Genomic DNA, 18915 nt, shown 5'->3' with positions numbered 1-18915 from the left:
ATATTAAAATTAAAAACACACAACCTATTCATATGGCACATACTATTAAGCCCGGTGTAGCAACAGGCGATCAAGTTCAAGAAATATTTAATTACGCAAAAGAAAAAGGATTTGCTTTACCAGCAGTAAACGTAACATCGTCTAGCACTATTAACGGTGTTTTAGAAACAGCTGCAAAATTAAACGCACCCGTAATTATTCAATTCTCAAACGGTGGCGGTTTGTACATGGCAGGAAAAGGCCTAAGTAACGAAAACGAGCGTGCAGCTATTGCAGGATCTATTGCCGGTGCTAAACAAATACATGAATTAGCCGAATTATACGGTGCTACTGTAATTTTACACACAGACCACTGTGCAAAAAAATTATTGCCTTGGATTGACGGTTTATTAGATGCCAGCGAAGCATTCTTTAAACAAACAGGTAAACCATTATTTTCATCGCACATGATTGATTTATCTGAAGAACCAATAGAAGAAAACATTGCTATTTCTAAAAAATACTTAGAGCGCATGAGCAAAATGGGTATGACTTTAGAAATTGAATTAGGAATTACAGGTGGTGAAGAAGACGGAGTAGACAATACTGGTGTAGATTCATCAAAACTATACACCCAACCAGAAGAAGTATCATTCGCCTACGAAGAATTAATGAAAATATCGCCACGTTTTACCATTGCAGCTGCTTTTGGTAACGTACACGGTGTTTACAAACCAGGAAACGTAAAATTAACTCCGAAAATTCTAGACAATTCTCAAAAATTCGTTCAAGAAAAATTCAATACAAAAAACAACCCTGTAGATTTTGTATTTCACGGTGGATCAGGTTCAACTTTAGAAGAAATTCGTGAAGCAATTTCATATGGAGTAATTAAAATGAATATTGATACCGATTTACAATTTGCTTTTACAGAAGGTGCCCGCGATTACATTTTAGCTAAAAAAGACTATTTAATGACACAAATAGGAAATCCAGAAGGCGACGATGTACCTAATAAAAAATACTACGATCCACGTAAATGGATGCGTGAAGCTGAATTAACATTTAACACACGTTTAGAACAAGCATTTGCCGATTTAAACAACGTAAACACTTTATAACGATACAACTTAAAACCTTAAAATAAATAATATGGCTTGGTTTAAAAGAAAAGAAAAGGGAATTACAACCCCAACCGAAGATAAAAAAGACACGCCCAAAGGTTTGTGGTACAAATCGCCAACCGGAAAAATTATAGAATCAGACGAATTGGCTAGAAATCTTTGGATTTCACCAGAAGATGATTACCACGTACGTATTGGCAGCAAAGAATATTTTGAAATATTGTTTGATAACAATGAATTTAAAGAATTATTTGGAACAATTACAGCCAAAGACCCTTTAAAGTTTACCGACACTAAAAAATACGTAGATCGTTTAAAAGAGGCGAAAGACAAAACCAAATTAAAAGATGCGGTACGTGTTGCAGTAGGTAAATCAAAAGGTGCCGATTTAGTAGTGGCGTGTATGGATTTTGCTTTTATTGGCGGATCAATGGGATCTGTAGTAGGTGAAAAAATAGCCCGCGGTATTGATTATTCTATTAAACACAACATCCCGTTTATGATGATATCAAAATCAGGTGGAGCACGTATGATGGAAGCTGCTTATTCATTAATGCAAATGGCAAAAACTTCGGCAAAATTATCATTGTTAGCCGATGCTAAAATACCTTACATATCGTTATGTACCGATCCAACTACTGGTGGTACAACTGCGTCATATGCCATGTTAGGTGATATAAATATAGCCGAACCAGGAGCATTGATTGGTTTTGCAGGACCACGTATTGTAAAAGATACCACCGGTAAAGACTTACCAGATGGTTTTCAAACATCGGAATTTTTGTTAGAACACGGATTTTTAGATTTTGTAGTTCACAGAAAACAACTAAAAGACAAAGTAAACCTTTATATAGATTTGGTTTTAAACCAACCTATCCGATAAAAAAAGAAGCATTGCACACCGCAATGCTTCTTCTTTTTTTGATACAAACAGCAAAAAAAACAAACAACACAAAAAAAAATTAATTTATATATACAAGAAAATCAAAACGTTAAAAAATAATTACAAATAAGTTTAAAAAATCCCTTGTAAAATAAAATAAAGCTTATATATTTGCACTCGCAATACAGTAATAAACAAACTTGTTGCACGTTCTTTGCTCGAGTGGTGGAATTGGTAGACACGCTGGACTTAAAATCCAGTGAACAGTAATGTTCGTGCGGGTTCAAGTCCCGCCTTGAGTACTTTTTATTTGCAAATATTATTTTTTTTAATAATTTTGCAACACGTTCAAAAAAAAATATGAATTGCGAAAATAGCTCAGTTGGTAGAGCGCAACCTTGCCAAGGTTGAGGTCGCGGGTTCGAACCCCGTTTTTCGCTCACGTTACTACAACTGCTCGAGTGGTGGAATTGGTAGACACGCTGGACTTAAAATCCAGTGAACAGTAATGTTCGTGCGGGTTCAAGTCCCGCCTTGAGTACTAACGTTTTTTTTTATGTATTTGCGAAAATAGCTCAGTTGGTAGAGCGCAACCTTGCCAAGGTTGAGGTCGCGGGTTCGAACCCCGTTTTTCGCTCAAATTCTATTCATTTGCTCGAGTGGTGGAATTGGTAGACACGCTGGACTTAAAATCCAGTGAACAGTAATGTTCGTGCGGGTTCAAGTCCCGCCTTGAGTACTACGACCATTTAATAGAGTTTTAAAAAATCTGAAGCTAAGCTTCAGATTTTTTTGTTTTAACTACTTTCTTATTTATAGTTTTAAAAAACACACTTATCCCCTACTTTCATAATTTTTTAATTTAACAACTCCTAAAAAACTTTTGTATATTTGGGTAATGTAGCACCTACACCGCACGATGCGCTTGTTTCCTCGCGAGCTTCGCAAAGCCGACGCCCCGTTGTGCGCAACACTACCTCACTAACTGATAACTATCGTCTATGAATTGGATAATAAAGAATACTAAAAAATTAAGATATCATACCAACTTATACAATCTGTTAGCATCTGATTGGATAGATATTTCAGAATATAATTGGTTCCTTTCAGATTTAGACGTAATCAATTATGCTGATTACCTAGGAGTAACCTTACCTATTGATTTTCGTGAAGATTATTTTACACCGACAATCGAAGATTTTAAAACTGTTGTAGAATCAGATATACAAATAATCTGGGGAATTATTTCTGCGGTTAATAAAAATGAGAAACCAATTTTTGACAAACATAATTTTCCATTTGTAGAAGGAAATGACGATGTATGGGAAGTAAATAATTTCCAAATAAAAAATTCAATTTTCGAGATTACAGCTTGGGATAGTTCATACACGATTATGAAATTTAAAAGCAAAGATTTATCAGAAAAATTCAAAAACTATTTTGATGAAGAGGCAATTGAATTAGAAAAATACAAATTCAAATAAGTACTGCGCACAATAACTAAGCTTTAACTTCGCTCTGTTCAGGCAGAGTCATTGGATCGTCAAGCACCGATGGCTCTAGATGAATTGAAAATCACTGAACACCAAAACAAATAATAAACAAGTGAAGTAAAGCCCATTGAACTCTCTGATAAACCCAAAGCAGGCCCACCATAGGAAGCTTATTATGCTGTATGAGTTAAGGAAGTGTAACTTTAAGATATACTTCGATCTAAGTTCATTACTAGTCGACAGTTTTGTGATTCAAAACCGCTCAAAAGTAAAGTCATCAACCCGAAGTCCATTTTTTTTCTTCAACAATTAGATTAAATTAAATGTACGAAGATTACTAAAACAGCATATTTTAAAAAAAAGAAAAAACAAATTGAAAAAAGAAATTTACATATTTAGTGGACTTGGAGCCGATGAAAGTGTTTTTCAAAAACTTGATTTTTCAGGATTCGAAACAACTTTTATAAAATGGATTATTCCAAATGAAAATGAAACAATTGAAAATTATACAAGTCGAATTCTTAAACAAATTAAAACAACAAAACCAATACTAATTGGGCTATCTTTTGGCGGAATTATAGCTGTTGAAGTTGCAAAACAAATTGAAACTGAAAAAGTAATTATAATTGCTTCAGCAAAAACTAAAAATGAAATCCCTTTTTACTTTCGTTTTGCTGGTCAATTAGGCCTTCATAAACTAATACCAACTCAAATTTTAAAAAGCGCAAACTTTATTACAAATTGGTTTTTTGGTACAAATTCTAAATTTGAAGAACAACTTCTAAAAGAGATTCTTATAAACACCAACCCTACTTTTTTAAAATGGGCCATTGATAAAATCGTAAAATGGGATAACTTAATTCAACCCAAAGACATATTACATATTCACGGTACAAACGACAAAATTTTACCGTTATATTTTGTAAATTGTAATTTAAAAATAAAAAAAGGTGGTCATTTAATGACACTTAACAAATCTGTTGAAATAAATAAAATATTAAACCAAAAAATAAAAAACTAAAACCAGTTATAAAATGGCAAAAAAAGGTGCAATGGCTAGCTTTGCGTGTGTTGATGACTATATAAACAACCAATCAAAGGAATCGCAAATTATTTTACATGAATTACGCTCGCTTATAAAAGAAGTTGCACCCGAAGCAATTGAACTGCCAAACTATAAAGTTCCTTCCTTTACGCTTATTCCTGGTTCAAAACCTGCTCAACAATTAATGATTGTGGCTTATGCAAAACATGTAAGTTTTTATCCTTTTCAAGCAACTATAGACCATTTTACAAACGAACTTAAAGGCTTTGATTTAGGGAAAGGTACCGTAAAGTTTAAACTAAACCAACCTTTACCTAAAGAGCTTATTAAGCAAATGGTTGCAATTAGAAAAGATGAAATACAGAATAGTTTAAAGTAAAACACTTTAAAAAAACCAACCAAAAACAAAATAAGACTACCCTTTATTTTACTTCTTCTATTTTATTTCAATGTTTCCTTTTCACAATCTATCGATTTTGAAACCGAAAAAAGTATTATAAAGTAAACACTAAGTCAATACCTAGATACAAACCCAAATTCAATAGCAAGTTATCAAAAAAAAACAAAGGATATCATATGTTAAAATTTGGTTTAAAAATGAGATTCGTAATTGAAGAAGATTCTATAAATGAAGAAAATCTTAAAAAAGAATTAGTGCTTTTAGATACTTATGCCGATTCATTTTCAAATATCCTTAAAACAAAAAAAATCAGCGCTCAAATTAGCGATACGCTATATGCATATAAATACATTGCTGCAAACAAAAATTTGCAAAAAGAAAGCGAGTGGGAACAATATCTACCCTATTTAATTCCTGACTTTGCAGAAAATCATTTGGCCAGATTTGATACAATTATTGGTAAAGAATATATTGATTTAATTAAAAAACAAATACACTATTAAGGAGAAAACAAATCATTTTTACCCGAAGAATTAAACAACGGATTTTATCAATTCAAAAAAGAAAACCTAACTTGTAAAGACGAATTTTGCTTTAAGGCAAGTAAAATATATCGCGCTGTTTTTAACAATGACAACACAAAAGGCTGTTATTTAATTTCGTTTTATTGTAGAGGTAATGAAATTTGCAGAAGTTTTATCTTTATAAAAAAAGAAAAAAACAAATGGATTTATGTAGATGAATATCCATCTTGATTAATTGATGAAACTTAAATTATTAAAAAACAAACCGTAAACGCTCCCAAAAAGTATAGTTATGGCAGTTAGGATGTAACCCTTTTAACTAATTTATAATTATAGAATATAGTAAATTTAAAATCTTATTTTAAACTACAAACGCAAAACATAAGCAAAATTTGTATTAAATTTCGTGAATTATATAATTTAAACCCGCATTATGTTTTCAAAAGCATATCAAACAGCAACACAATTTACGCATCCTTTGGTTGTAAGTACTCGATTTTATGATAAAACCATAGAAACCGGCTTAGGTGCTTTTATAATTATAAATAGCGATGGTTGGCTTTTAACTGCTGCACACAACCTTACTACATTACTTACGCACCAAAAACACGCAGAAGAAATAAATGAGTTTAATTTAAGAACCAAACAGCTTGAAAAAGACAATTTAGCAAACAATTATCAAACTTATGCAGTTCCTAACGCAAAATGGATTACTAATTTTTCTATTTTTTTTTCAGGGCATCCAATTAATATTTTAGAATACCATATTTATAAAGAAAACGATATTGCGTTACTAAGGGTAGATAAAACAGCTGTTAAAGACCAAAAGATTTTTCCAACATTTATTAATCCATCAACAATAACTCCTGGTACAAGTTTAATGAAATTAGGGTATCCTTTTATAGAGGCCAAAGCAACATTTAACGAACAATCTAATACCTTTGAATTACCCTTAAATTTTTTCCCGATACCATTTTTTCCAATTGATGGCATTTACACCCGAAACATCAATCAAGGTAAAACAGCAGATCAAAGTATGGATATATTGTTTTTAGAAACATCTTCACCGGGATTAAAAGGTCAAAGTGGCGGACCTATTTGCGATACAAACGGAACTATTTATGCTATACAGTCGCAAAATTTAACTTTTCCGTTGGGTTATAAAGGATCAATTATAATAAACAACCAAATTATAGAAGAAAATCAATTTTTAAATGTAGGTATTGGTGTTCATCCACAAATAATAGTTGATTTATTAAATAAACATCAAATTAAGTACGATATGGTCTAAAATAGTTTGTAATTTAAATTAAAACTTCTAAAAAATAAAAATCCGTAAAAAACATTAACAGTTTAATACGGATTATTTTTTGTGGTACCTCCAGGAATCGAACCAGGGACACACGGATTTTCAGTCCGTTGCTCTACCAACTGAGCTAAGGTACCGAGTTATAAAACTCAATTTATTTTTGTGGTACCTCCAGGAATCGAACCAGGGACACACGGATTTTCAGTCCGTTGCTCTACCAACTGAGCTAAGGTACCGAGTTATAAAACTCAATTATTTTTGTGGTACCTCCAGGAATCGAACCAGGGACACACGGATTTTCAGTCCGTTGCTCTACCAACTGAGCTAAGGTACCGTTTTGTAAGGTGAACTACCTTTCAAAAGCGATTGCAAATATAGTACGTTTTTTTAAACATTTCCTAATATTTTCATATTTTTTTTTAGCTACCTTTGCTTAAACATGTTTAAAAAATTATGATTATTTGTATTGATGTTGGCAACACACGCACCAAAGTAGCTGTGTATGAAAATAGTACATTGCAACAACTGGTGATTACCAATAATGAAAAATTAGTAAAAAATATTTCAAAACAAATTAAAGGAATTGAAAATTGTGTAGATATTATCCTATCATCGGTAGGAAATTTGTCAACAGAAACCATAGAAGCACTTAAAAAAATAGGAAATTTAATGGTTGTTACACACAACACGGCTGTGCCTTTTAAAAATTTATACACCACCCCTACTACTCTAGGTATCGATCGAATGGTTTTAGCGGCAGGTGCTACTTTAAAATTTCCTAAACAAAGTAAATTGGTAATTGATGCTGGCACTTGTATCACTTACGATTTTATTAACAGCACCAACCAATACCACGGTGGAGCAATTTCACCAGGAATTGGACTTAGATACAAAAGTTTAAACGATTATACTGCAAATTTACCTTTAGAAAAAATTTCTGAATTGCATCCGTTTGTAGGAAATTCAACTTCTACAGCTATTCATTCAGGGGTTCTTAACGGAGTTATTGCAGAAATTGAAGCATTTATTGAGCATTTTAGGCATCAAGATGAGAATTTAACAGTAATTTTAACAGGCGGAAACGCTGAATTTTTGGTAAACCGTTTAAAAAATAGCATCTTTGCCAATTCAAACTTTCTACTAGAAAGTTTATTTTTGTTACATCAATACATAAAATCAAATGATTAAAAAAATTATATTAGGGGTAGCTTTGGCAACTACTTGTCACACTTTTGCGCAGCAAGGTACCGCTTCTCCTTATTCTTATTATGGCTTTGGTGACCAACATTTTAAAGGTTCAAACGAAATAAAATCAATGGGTAGCTTAGCAGTTTATAGCGACAGCTTACACATAAACACTTTAAATCCAGCATCGTACGCAAAATTACAAACTGTAACCTTTTCATTGGGCGCATCGTACAAAGGCACTCAGTTAAAAAACACAAGCACTTCTGAAAAAACAACAAGTGGCTCGTTTGATTATTTAGCACTTGCGTTCCCTGCCGGAAAATTTAATGTAGCATTGGGTATTATGCCCTACTCTTTTGTTGGATACAACATACAAAACATTAATACCACAAGTGAGTACAAAGAATCGCGCCAGTTCATTGGCGAAGGTGGGTTAAACCGTACTTTTTTAGGTCTTAGTTACAAACTAAACAAAAATTTAAGTTTTGGTTTGAACGGAGCGTACATTTTTGGCGATACCGAAACTAGTTTAACAAAATTTATATTAGATAATAATGATGGTGTAATTTTTGACCGTGGGAGCCGTATAAGAAATGTAAACAATTACAGCGGATTAACACTTACTGCAGGTTTAAATTACGAACAACCTTTAAGCAAAAAACTAAAGTTGTACACAAGTGCCACTTTTAGTCCTGAAATGAAATTAAAAAACGACCAAACCAAAACTTTAGCTACTGTTGAAGTAGACAGCCGTATTGGTTTAATAGAAATTAATGCAACTACAACACAAAACAGTAACGAAGAAATGTTGTTGCCAATGAATTTTTCGGTTGGTGCAGGTATTGGCAATCACTTACAATGGTTTGCAGGTGCAGAATACACAACAGCGCAAACATCAAAATACAACAGTTTTTATAAGTACGAAAACGCAAGTTATAACGATTATATGAAAATTGGTTTAGGTGGTTTTTACACACCTAAATACAACTCATTTACTAGTTATTTTGAGCGTATGACCTATCGCGCTGGTTTTAATTATGAGAACACAGGTCTTGTTTTAAAAAATCAAGAAATTAAAGGTATCAATGCAAATGTTGGATTAGGATTTCCGGTTGGTAGATTTAACTCTAACATTAATTTTGGTGTAGAATACGGTCAAAAAGGTAATACTAACATGGGCTTAATTAAAGAAAACTACGTTGGCTTTAACATTGGGCTTTCATTTAACGATATTTGGTTTAAACGCAGAAAATTTGATTAATTGAAAAATTTACTTGCTTATATTGCTGTTAGTTCTTTTGTTTTTGTTGGATGTTCAAATGATTTAAAAGACATTCAAAAACTAAACAAAAAACAATTGTACGCTACGGGCGAAGCCGATTCGATTAACGTAAAATATACTGATTCAACAAAAATTAAAGCCGAATTATACACGGTAAAAATGCTTGATTACAGCAAAGCAAAATACCCTTACAATCATTTTCCTAATGGTGTTAAAATTGTAGTTTACGACGGCAATAAAAACAAAAATTACATTGTAGCTAAACAAGCTACTGTACACAATAAAACAGGTATTATTAACCTTATGGGCGATGTAAAAATTACATCGCACGACGGTAAAGTAATGCAAACCCAACAAATGTATTACGACCAAAAAAACAATTGGTTTTTTACAGAATACTACTTTAAAGTTACCGATAAAAACAAGAGTTTTTTTGAGGGAATTGGTGTAGATTTCGATCAAAATTTTAAAATTGTAAACGCACAACAAAACCGTGCAGAATTAAAAGAAGTTTCTAATGAAAATTTATAAAATTATTGCCTACGTTTATTTAGTTTTTGTTTTATTTTTTATTTATGATGCTTACGTAGCATACACCAACAACGAAAATTATTGGTTAAAATTGGCTTTAGCCGCTATGGCGCTATTTATGTTTATTTTTAGAATAAGAAGTATTAATAAATTGCCCCAAAATAAACAATAACCACTTTTATGATTGTTTTTGGCTTTGTTTTTCTTAGTATTTGCATCATAATCTGTTCCGGATTAATGGTTGCTTATGCAAATGCAAATAAAATTTATTTAAATATTGAATCAAAAAAAACGGAATCAAATAACAACTATTTAAAAACTGTAACAGAACAACCCTATTTATTTATTGGTTCATTAAAAATTTGTATTAGCGTGTTTGTAACCTTACACGCTTTATTATTTTTTACTCATTTTTACCAACCATCAACCTTCAAAAACATTTGGTTAACAATAATTTACATATTTTTCACGTATTTATTTACCAAATTTATACCACAAACCCTTTTTAAACCATTTGCTAACGAAACGTTAATTGCATCAAAACCAATTATAGAAATTCTATTAAAAATTTTTGGTAACACCGCAGCTATTTTTATAAAAATAAGCGAAAAATTACTACCAGGAAAAACATCAATAAGCACTACAAATTTTAATTTATTAAGTTCGGGCGATCTAGGTACCTATATATCACAACAAATAAAAGCAAGTAATCAGCAGGAACAATTAGAAAACGAATTTGAAATATTAAAAAATGCACTTTCGTTTCCAAAAGTAAAAGTCAAAGAAATAATGACTCCTAAGAATGAATTTGAATATGTAAATGAAAACGATTCTATCGATATCATTCGCAAAAAATTTGTTGATACAGGTTTTTCTAAAATAATTGTTGTAAACACAACCAACGAACATTACATTGGCTACTTACACACTTACGATTTACTACAACTACAACAACCTATAGACAAAACCATTCGTGCTTTTATTTATGTGTACGAAGATCTTTTAATTAAAGATTTACTAAACACACTTACTTTGCGCAAAAAATCAATTGCATTAGTTAAAAACCAAGAGAATGATATTGTAGGTTTAATTACTCTAGAAGACATCATTGAAGAGCTTTTTGGTGAAATAACCGATGAACACGACGACACGTTAATTGCAAAACAAATAGGTGAAAACAATTACATTTTTTCGGCACAATTAGATTTAGATGATATTAACGAAAAATTCAACCTACAAATTCCTACATCAGAACATTACAATTCATTAGGTGGATTTATTTATCACAATCTTAAACGTCATCCAAAAACAAAAGAAACGGTTTCTATAAAATCGTTTAAAATAAAAATTCTTTCGGCAACAAATACACGAATAAAAACGGTAGCACTCACAAAAAAGACAATAAATCAGTAAAAAAAGTACATTTTTATTTATTCTAATTTTTTTATTTAACAGATAATTGTATTTTCGCTCATTGAAAAAAATTACACATTATACAAAATGGCAGTTTTACAGAAAATTAGAGAGAAGTCTGGGTTACTAATTGGGGTAATCGGATTAAGTTTATTCGCTTTTATTATTGGCGGATTATTAGAAGGAGGCATTAATTTTACATCGCGTAATGTAGGTGAAGTAAATGGTGTTGCTATTCCTGCAGCCGATTATACTAATAAAATACAAAACCTAGAAAAAAATGGTCAAGGAAAAGGTTCGCAACTTTACAACCAAGTTTGGACTAACGAAGTGCGTACCATACTTTTTACCGAACAGTTAGAAAATGCTGGTTTACGATTAGGTAAAGATCAATTAATAAACGTAATTAAATCACACCCTACATTTTCGCAAAACCCTCAGTTTTTAAACGAAGCTGGTATGTTTGACATGAATAAGTTCAACACTTTCTTGGCACAAATGAAAGCTACAGGCGCGCAACAGTGGAATGCATGGTTGGCTTACGAGCAAGAATTAAGTACGTTTGCAAAAGAGCAAATGTATATGAACATGATTAAAGGTGCTGTTGTTACAACTAATGCCGAAGCTAAAATGGCTTACCAAAACGAAGCTACAAAAGTGTCGTTTGATTTTGTAACCGTACCTTACAATACTATTAACGATAAAGATGTTAAAGTAACTGATGACGAAATTAACGCATACGTTAAAAAATATCCAAAACAATTTAAAACATCACCTTACCGTAAGGTAGAGTATGTTTTTATTGCAAATAAACCTTCAAAAGAAGACGAAGTTGCTGCTAAACAAATAATAGATGATTTATTAAAACCATCGGTTGTTTTTAACAAGAATACAAATAAAAACGATACCATTTCAGGATTTGCTAAAGCTACAGATGTAAAAGCATTTGTAAATCAAAATTCTGATGTACCTTTTGATAGTACTTATTATGCAAAAGATCAATTACCTGCAGAACATGCTGAAAAATTATTTAGCACACCAGTAGGTAGTATTTATGGCCCTTATGTATTTAACGATTATTATGCAGTATCAAAAGTGGTTGCTAACAAGAATGTAGCTGAAACAGTTGATGCATCACACATTTTAATTGCATACAAAGGTGCACAAAGAGCTGATGCTAATGTTACAATAACAAAAGATGAAGCTAAAGCTAAAGCAGACGCGTTATTAAAACAAGCGCAAGGTGGTGCCGATTTTGCTGCACTTGCTTCTGCTAATACTAACGATATGGGTTCAAAAGCATCGGGTGGTAAGTATCCTGCAATTAAAAAAGGTCAAATGGTACCTTCATTTGATAACTACATTTTTAACAATCCTGTTGGTAAATTAGGTATTGTAGAATCTGAATTTGGTTACCACGTTTTAAAAGTTGATAAAGTAAACGAAAAAGCTGGAATTCAATTAGCTACTGTTGCTAAAAAAATAGAATCGTCTACAAAAACAGAAGATTTAATTTATGCACAAGCTAACAAATTCTTAGAAAACGTTGAAAACGGTAAAGATTTCACAAAACAAGCAACTACACAAGGTTTATTAGCTTTCCCAGCTACAAAAATTGATCCTTTTGACGACCAATTAACAGGTGTTGAAGGTACACAAGCTGCAGCTATTAGCTGGGCATCAAGCAAAAATACAAGTGTTGGAGATATTAAAAAATTCGACTCAGCTGATGGATACTTAATTATAAGATTAGTTAACATTAATGATTCTGATTTAATGCATGCTGATGATGCACGCCAAATGGTTGAACCTATTTTAATGAATGAGAAAAAAGCCGAGTTAATTCGTAAAAAAATGAACGGTAAAACATTAGAAGAAGTTGCTAAAAATACCAAAACTGCTATTGCAAATGCAATGGATGTTACAGGAGCAAACCCAATGGTTAGCGGTTTCCAAGAACCATTAGTAGTTGGTAATGCTTTAGGAAGAAAAGCAAATGAAACATCGCAGTTAATTAACGGTCGTAATGGTGTATATATGGTAAAAACTAAAAACATTACTAAAGCCGCAGCGTTACCTAATTATTTAACGTACAAACAAAAAGTTGGTACTAACAACAGACAAATGATTGATAACATGGTATTTAACGCAATGTTTCAAAACGCAAAAATTGAAGACAACCGCGCAAAAGTTTTATTGCGCTAACAACATAAAAAAGTCCGTTTTTAAAACGGGCTTTTTTTTATACCTAAATTTGTTATTTTTGTAACAACAAACTAATAAAAAATGAAAGCATACGTATTTCCAGGGCAAGGTGCTCAATTTGTAGGAATGGGAAAAGATTTATACGAATCTTCTGAAATAGCAAAAGAGTTATTTGATAAAGCCAACACCATTTTAGGTTTTAACATTACCGAAATAATGTTTAATGGAACTGATGAAGAATTAAAACAAACAAAAGTTACGCAACCTGCGGTTTTTTTACATTCGGTTATATTAGCTAAAACATTACCTGACTTTAACCCAGAAATGGTTGCCGGACACTCGTTAGGTGAATTTTCTGCATTAGTAGCCAATGGAACACTATCATTTGAAGATGCCTTGCAATTAGTTTCAAAACGTGCCTTAGCAATGCAAAAAGCATGTGAAATTACACCTTCAACAATGGCTGCTGTTTTAAATTTAGACGATAAAGTAGTAGAAGATATTTGTGCTTCAATTGACGGAGTTGTAGTTGCTGCAAATTACAATTGTCCTGGGCAATTAGTAATTTCGGGCGAAACAAAAGCAGTAGAATTAGCTTGTGAAAAAATGAAAGAAGCAGGTGCAAAACGTGCTTTAATATTACCTGTAGGTGGTGCATTTCACTCACCAATGATGGAACCTGCTCGTGAAGAATTAGCAGCTGCTATTGAAGCTACCACATTTAACAACCCAATTTGTCCGGTGTATCAAAATGTAACTGCAAGTGCTGTATCTGATCCTTCAGAAATAAAGAAGAACTTAATTACACAATTAACTGCACCCGTAAAATGGACACAATCGGTACAACAAATGATTGCCGACGGTGCAACATCATTTACAGAAGTAGGTCCAGGTAAAGTTTTAATGGGATTGATTAATAAAATCAATAAAGATGTTGAAACGATAAAAGCTTAATATTGGAACGACTTCAAAATGAAGTCGTTTTTTTTTTATCTTTATATAAAAAATGAAGTTTTTTAAAATACTAATTCTTATTTTATTTATCGGTTGTGATTCTAAAGAAACTAAAACAGAAATGAATTTCTTGAAAATTGATATTATATCTGGTCAATTACACATTCCTTCATCAATAACAGTAGATTTTAAAAGTAAATCCATTTCATTTAGTGATCTAACTCAAATGACTATTATTCCAGAGGATTGTGCTTGCGCCTTTGAAATATTAAAATCTTCAGTTGAATTTGAATATATAAAATTTAATGAAAAGGATTTTAATGAAATTAATATTTTATTTGATAAAAATTTCATATCGGATATTAAAAAATTTAATTCTAACTATTCGAAAGATAAGAATACTCCAAAATACTTGTTTGGTGAAGGAAAAAGATATAGAATCAATTTTGCTAACGATTCCACAAAATTTTCAACAGATGATTTCTTAATTTTAGATTATCATAATCAACATAAGATTTATGAAGTTCTGAAAATAATAAAAAAACACACCATTTCAACGAATAACAAAAAGTATATTAACCATTTGTCGTTTGAGTTTGAAAAATAATATATAACTAGTAAATTAACTATTTAATTTTATCTACTAAGTAAGTTTGATTACGTTTTTTTAAATAATAACACCTTCTAAATGTATATCTAGAAGGTGTTTTTTATTTAAGAACATTGTGGATTACTGGTAATGAATAATTGTAAAGTAGAAGGCGAAACATATGGAATTGCAAGTCCTAAGCCCCTAACAATTAACAAACAACCTGTTAAAAGCAAAAAAACAGGTATTGCTTTTTGAAGTTTATTTTTAAAATTTTTGTTTACCCAACTACTCAACCAAATTAGCACTGTTAGTAAAGGTATCGTTCCTAAACCATACCAAAACATAAACAAACCGCCGTACAAGCCACCCTGTGTTGCAGTTGCGCCAAACAATGCCATATAAACCATTGCACATGGCAATAAACCATTTAATACCCCTAACACAAAAAGCGATAAAGGATTGCGTTTTTGAATATATGTACCAAATAAACTTTTAAATTTTGCATAACCTGCTAAATTAAAATTTAAAGCACCATTTGTACCACCTTTAATGTAAAACAAAAACACACTAATTATTAATAGCACCCCTAAAATAACAGACGTTTTTTGTTGTAAACCTGCTAAGAAAAGTCCCTTTCCTAAAGTGCCAAAAAACACGCCTAATAAGGTGTAGACAAAAATTCTACCCAAGTGATACAACAAAATAAGTACCGTTTTTTTTGCTGCATTAAACTGGTGTACAGGTAAAGCCATTGCAATAGGACCACACATAGCCACGCAGTGCAAACTAGCTAATAAACCCAGCGTTAAAGGCACTAACATTATAACACCAATGTTTGTTGTTTTAAATAGGCCATGCCTTGGTAAGTGAAATCAATAGCAATATCCCAACGGCCATCTACCAAGCGAGATTTAGGTATAAGCAAGTGATTTGACGACAATTCCAAAGGAATTGTTTGATCAAAAGCCTGGTTAGACGGCCTATAAAGGGATACTTTTCCTTTTATTTCTTTAGGATTAAAAGCCAATGGAAAATAAATTTCAATTCCTTTAGCTGTAGTTTGTACTTTAAAATCGGCACCTAATTTATTGGCATTTTCTTGTTTTAAACGGTTGCCGTTAATTTCAGTTTCTTTTTGGTAATATTTTTCAGTAACCAATTCATTATCATAACGCGTATCTAATTGTACGCGAATTACGTATTGCAAGATGAAAATCATAAATGCAGCAATACCAAACACAATGCCTGTTCCCCAATTAAATTTCATTTGTTGTAGTTTTAGTTTAGTTTTAGTTTTTTTTATTTTTCTTAATTAAAGCTTCGTGGGCTCATAAAATTAGTTTTAGTTTGATCTATTAATTCGTTATTATTATAAATTTCTAATTGTATTTCTGTTTTATCGCTTTTTAAAGAAGCCTGCGGAATTTCTATAAACAAAGTACCTTGTGCCATGTCTTCTTTTAAAATTTTAATAGACGTTTTTCCGACTAAATTAATAGTCCCATTAGGATGTGCTAATTTTATGGTTACATTATCAAAATCTCGGTTTGATTTATTAGCAATTTTATATGTATATACGTTGCTAATATTAATCCCTTTGTGTTCAAATAATTGCCCTGGTAATCTTAAAACTTTAGCTTCCACATCGCTACGCATAAACAACAAACCGCTTAATAAACCAATTAAAATTACTAATACAGCGGTATATCCTTTCATACGAGCTGTGAATACAAATTTTTCTTTTTTAGCGATTTCATTTTCAGACGCATATCTAATTAACCCTTTAGGTAAATTAACCGATTCCATCATAAAGTCACATGCATCTATACAAGCCGTACAGTTAACGCATTCTAATTGAGTTCCATTGCGAATATCAATTCCTGTAGGACACACATTTACACATTGATTACAATCAATACAATCACCGTTACCGCTTTGTGTTCTGTTCTCGTTTTTTCTAAATTTTGCACGTCCATTTTCGGCTTCTCCCCTTTTGTAATCGTAAGCAACAACAATGGTTTTTTCGTCTAAAAGCACCCCTTGAAGTCTACCATACGGGCAAGCAATGATACAAACTTGTTCACGAAACCAAGCAAACACAAAGTAAAAAACAGCCGTAAAAATGATTAGCGAAATTAAGGTTGAAAGATTTTTAGTTGGTCCGTTTAAAATCATTTCCAGCACGTGGTCGCTACCTACAATGTATGATAAAAATATATTAGCTATTAGAAACGAAACAATAAAAAACACAAACCATTTTAAACCTTTTTTTCTAATTTTTTCTGAATCCCATTTTTGTTTATCTAATCTTATTTGAGCTCCACGATCGCCTTCAATCCAATATTCAATTCTTCTAAAAACCATTTCCATAAAAATAGTTTGAGGGCAAATCCATCCGCAAAAAATCCTACCAAAAGCAACTGTAAAAAGCGCAATAAATAGTACACAAATAATGATTCCAATAACCATTATATAAAAATCTTGAGGCCAAAAGGTAAATCCAAAAATGGAAAACTTACGTTCAAGTACATTAAATAAAAATAATTGGTTGCCATTTACTTTAATAAACGGAGCTGAAAACAGCATTAAAAGTAATATATAACTTACCCATTTGCGTTTATTGTAAAATTTACCAACAGGTTTTTTAGGGTAAACCCACACCCTTTTTCCATCATTATCAACAGTACCTAATCTGTCTCTAAAGTTGTTATTTTCTTCTTTAGTCATATTTCTTTTTAATTTAGTTTAGTTTTAAAAAAACCACAGCTCTAAAAGAAGAGCCGTGGAAGAAAAATAAAACTAAAACTCTCCAAATGTTTATGGAAAATATTATGGTGCACTAGGTGCAGGTGTGGCTGTGTTAGCCAACGTGTCTTTTGTTGCGCCATTTGCTGGTGTAGCTGCAGCACTTGCTCCTGCAACTTTATCACCTTCTGGTGCTTTGCCATCTGGTGGGTTGGTACCTTGTAGTGTTAAAATATAACTAGCTACTTTTTGGATGTCTGAAGGTTTAATTTGCTGTTTCCATGCAACCATACCTTTACCATCGCGACCACCTTCCATAATGGTATTAAAAATTTCTTTAACATCTCCACCTAAAATCCAAGAATCGTCGGTTAAGTTAGGGCCAATACCTCCACCACCATCGGCACGGTGACAAGCCACACAGTTAGTATCGTAAATTGCTTTACCAGCTGCAATATCACCCGCATCGGTTAATAATACAACTTTATCGGCTGTAAGCATATCAGGGGCTGTTTTTTTGTATTCTTCAATTTCTTTTTGTGCAATAGCCATGTCTTTTTCAAGTTCTTGTATTTGGTTCTCGCCACCAAACAATTCATACTTACCAAGATAAATCACACCAAAAATAATTGTCCCGTAAAATAAATACACCCACCATGGCGGTAAATCGTTATCTAATTCTTTAATTCCGTCGTAATCATGTTCTAATTCGATGTCTTTTTCTTCATCGATAGATCTAGACTTAGTTAGTTTTTTTAATAAATTTTTAACGAAAGGCAATTCTGAAAGAGGCAAATTATCTAATGCTTCTTTTTGCGCACGTTCTTCTGGCGACATTAATTGATTAATGATATTGTTTGATGCATTTGCAACAATTTCAATAGCAATTAACACTAATAATATCAATCCTAAAAGAGCTAAAACCGATGGATATTGAATAATCATTGGTTTATCTCCCGAATCTATAAAGTAATCAAGGATACCGTAGCAGGCAAAAAACAGTAACGGTACGCGTATATATACTGGAAAAAATCGTTTCATAATTATGTATTTATTTTGTTTGAACCCTGTATTTCGTCATTATTTTGTAATGGCAAGTTACTTAATTCGTTAAGTGTATTTTTTTTGTAGGTAAATACCCAAAAAAGTAATCCAACAAAAAATAAAAAGAAAATAAGTAACGCTATAATTGGATAGATTTCTATACCCGAAATGGTATCCATATTATGTTTAATAAACTTAAGCATG

The 18915-nt window shown here is 31.9% G+C and carries 20 protein-coding genes and 8 tRNA genes; 20 read left to right on the top strand and 8 right to left on the bottom strand.

Annotation, left to right across the window (positions count from 1 at the left end):
• The first annotated feature begins 32 nt into the window (after positions 1–32).
• The 12 genes from fbaA to P3875_RS00890 all read left to right on the top strand — a co-directional run bounded on the left by fbaA (position 33) and on the right by P3875_RS00890 (position 6739).
• A complete protein-coding gene (gene fbaA, locus P3875_RS00945) occupies positions 33–1100 on the top strand; it encodes a class II fructose-bisphosphate aldolase (protein ID WP_303444387.1) in 1068 nt (355 codons plus the stop codon).
• 31 nt (positions 1101–1131) lie between these two features.
• Positions 1132–1986 carry an acetyl-CoA carboxylase, carboxyltransferase subunit beta gene (gene accD / locus P3875_RS00940; RefSeq protein ID WP_303444386.1) on the top strand — a complete coding sequence of 285 codons (855 nt, stop codon included), beginning with the start codon at positions 1132–1134 and terminating at the stop codon, positions 1984–1986.
• Positions 1987–2202: 216 nt separating this feature from the next.
• Positions 2203–2288: transfer RNA gene (locus P3875_RS00935), tRNA-Leu, on the top strand.
• A gap of 65 nt (positions 2289–2353) precedes the next feature.
• A tRNA-Gly gene (locus tag P3875_RS00930) sits at positions 2354–2426 on the top strand.
• Between the two features lie 15 nt (positions 2427–2441).
• Positions 2442–2527, top strand: a tRNA-Leu gene (locus P3875_RS00925).
• Positions 2528–2550: 23 nt separating this feature from the next.
• Positions 2551–2623: transfer RNA gene (locus P3875_RS00920), tRNA-Gly, on the top strand.
• 16 nt (positions 2624–2639) lie between these two features.
• A tRNA-Leu gene (locus tag P3875_RS00915) sits at positions 2640–2725 on the top strand.
• Positions 2726–2987: 262 nt separating this feature from the next.
• On the top strand, positions 2988–3470 hold the full coding sequence (locus tag P3875_RS00910; protein ID WP_303444385.1) for a hypothetical protein: 483 nt from the start codon (positions 2988–2990) through the stop codon (positions 3468–3470).
• Positions 3471–3852: 382 nt separating this feature from the next.
• Positions 3853–4500, top strand: a complete 648-nt coding sequence (locus P3875_RS00905) for an alpha/beta hydrolase (RefSeq protein WP_303444384.1) — start codon at positions 3853–3855, stop codon at positions 4498–4500.
• A 13-nt stretch (positions 4501–4513) separates the two neighbouring features.
• On the top strand, positions 4514–4903 hold the full coding sequence (locus tag P3875_RS00900) for an iron chaperone (RefSeq protein WP_303444383.1): 390 nt from the start codon (positions 4514–4516) through the stop codon (positions 4901–4903).
• Positions 4904–5121: 218 nt separating this feature from the next.
• Positions 5122–5427: a hypothetical protein gene (locus P3875_RS00895; RefSeq protein ID WP_303444382.1), complete on the top strand. Its 306-nt coding sequence runs from the start codon at positions 5122–5124 to the stop codon at positions 5425–5427.
• Between the two features lie 454 nt (positions 5428–5881).
• A complete protein-coding gene (locus P3875_RS00890) occupies positions 5882–6739 on the top strand; it encodes a S1 family peptidase (protein WP_303444381.1) in 858 nt (285 codons plus the stop codon).
• Positions 6740–6821: 82 nt separating this feature from the next.
• On the opposite strand, the gene P3875_RS00885 is transcribed toward P3875_RS00890, so the two are convergent.
• The 3 genes from P3875_RS00885 to P3875_RS00875 all read right to left on the bottom strand — a co-directional run bounded on the left by P3875_RS00885 (position 6822) and on the right by P3875_RS00875 (position 7091).
• Positions 6822–6894: transfer RNA gene (locus P3875_RS00885), tRNA-Phe, on the bottom strand.
• Between the two features lie 26 nt (positions 6895–6920).
• Positions 6921–6993, bottom strand: a tRNA-Phe gene (locus P3875_RS00880).
• Positions 6994–7018: 25 nt separating this feature from the next.
• Positions 7019–7091, bottom strand: a tRNA-Phe gene (locus P3875_RS00875).
• A 119-nt stretch (positions 7092–7210) separates the two neighbouring features.
• Here P3875_RS00875 and P3875_RS00870 point away from each other — a divergent pair.
• From P3875_RS00870 to P3875_RS00835, 8 genes are all read left to right on the top strand, one after another.
• The gene (locus P3875_RS00870) at positions 7211–7945 is read left to right on the top strand and encodes a type III pantothenate kinase (RefSeq protein WP_303444380.1); all 735 of its coding nucleotides are present in this window, start codon (positions 7211–7213) and stop codon (positions 7943–7945) included.
• Positions 7938–9206, top strand: coding sequence for a hypothetical protein (locus P3875_RS00865; RefSeq protein ID WP_303444379.1), 1269 nt, complete (start codon positions 7938–7940; stop codon positions 9204–9206). Before P3875_RS00870 ends, P3875_RS00865 begins: the two co-directional genes overlap by 8 nt.
• Positions 9207–9758, top strand: a complete 552-nt coding sequence (gene lptC, locus P3875_RS00860; protein WP_303444378.1) for an LPS export ABC transporter periplasmic protein LptC — start codon at positions 9207–9209, stop codon at positions 9756–9758. It abuts the gene before it with no gap.
• Positions 9745–9930 (top strand): hypothetical protein, encoded by a 186-nt coding sequence (locus P3875_RS00855; protein ID WP_303444377.1) that lies wholly within the window; start codon positions 9745–9747, stop codon positions 9928–9930. The genes lptC and P3875_RS00855 overlap by 14 nt, the downstream gene beginning before the upstream one ends.
• Before the next feature lie 8 nt (positions 9931–9938).
• On the top strand, positions 9939–11171 hold the full coding sequence (locus P3875_RS00850; RefSeq protein WP_303444376.1) for a hemolysin family protein: 1233 nt from the start codon (positions 9939–9941) through the stop codon (positions 11169–11171).
• 87 nt (positions 11172–11258) lie between these two features.
• Positions 11259–13376, top strand: a complete 2118-nt coding sequence (locus P3875_RS00845) for a peptidylprolyl isomerase (protein WP_303444375.1) — start codon at positions 11259–11261, stop codon at positions 13374–13376.
• An 81-nt stretch (positions 13377–13457) separates the two neighbouring features.
• Positions 13458–14330, top strand: coding sequence for an ACP S-malonyltransferase (gene fabD, locus P3875_RS00840; protein WP_303444374.1), 873 nt, complete (start codon positions 13458–13460; stop codon positions 14328–14330).
• 52 nt (positions 14331–14382) lie between these two features.
• Complete coding sequence (locus P3875_RS00835; protein WP_303444373.1) at positions 14383–14937, top strand: hypothetical protein; 555 nt, start codon at positions 14383–14385, stop codon at positions 14935–14937.
• A 107-nt stretch (positions 14938–15044) separates the two neighbouring features.
• Here the strand turns inward: P3875_RS00835 and P3875_RS00830 are convergent, their stop codons facing one another.
• The 5 genes from P3875_RS00830 to P3875_RS00810 form a co-directional block, all read right to left on the bottom strand.
• Positions 15045–15743, bottom strand: coding sequence for a sulfite exporter TauE/SafE family protein (locus P3875_RS00830; RefSeq protein WP_303444372.1), 699 nt, complete (start codon positions 15741–15743; stop codon positions 15045–15047).
• Positions 15743–16189: a FixH family protein gene (locus tag P3875_RS00825; protein ID WP_303444371.1), complete on the bottom strand. Its 447-nt coding sequence runs from the start codon at positions 16187–16189 to the stop codon at positions 15743–15745. The genes P3875_RS00830 and P3875_RS00825 overlap by 1 nt, the downstream gene beginning before the upstream one ends.
• 41 nt (positions 16190–16230) lie before the next feature.
• Complete coding sequence (ccoG, locus tag P3875_RS00820; RefSeq protein WP_303444370.1) at positions 16231–17649, bottom strand: cytochrome c oxidase accessory protein CcoG; 1419 nt, start codon at positions 17647–17649, stop codon at positions 16231–16233.
• Between the two features lie 102 nt (positions 17650–17751).
• Positions 17752–18708: a cbb3-type cytochrome c oxidase N-terminal domain-containing protein gene (locus P3875_RS00815; protein WP_303444369.1), complete on the bottom strand. Its 957-nt coding sequence runs from the start codon at positions 18706–18708 to the stop codon at positions 17752–17754.
• A gap of 2 nt (positions 18709–18710) precedes the next feature.
• A complete protein-coding gene (locus P3875_RS00810) occupies positions 18711–18914 on the bottom strand; it encodes a CcoQ/FixQ family Cbb3-type cytochrome c oxidase assembly chaperone (RefSeq protein ID WP_303444368.1) in 204 nt (67 codons plus the stop codon).
• Between the last annotated feature and the right edge of the window lies 1 nt (position 18915).

Source organism: Myroides sp. JBRI-B21084 (genome assembly GCF_030545015.1).
Lineage (GTDB): Bacteria > Bacteroidota > Bacteroidia > Flavobacteriales > Flavobacteriaceae > Flavobacterium.
The sequence above is the reverse complement of the archived record's forward strand: the minus strand, read 5'-3'. Positions and strand labels throughout refer to the sequence as shown.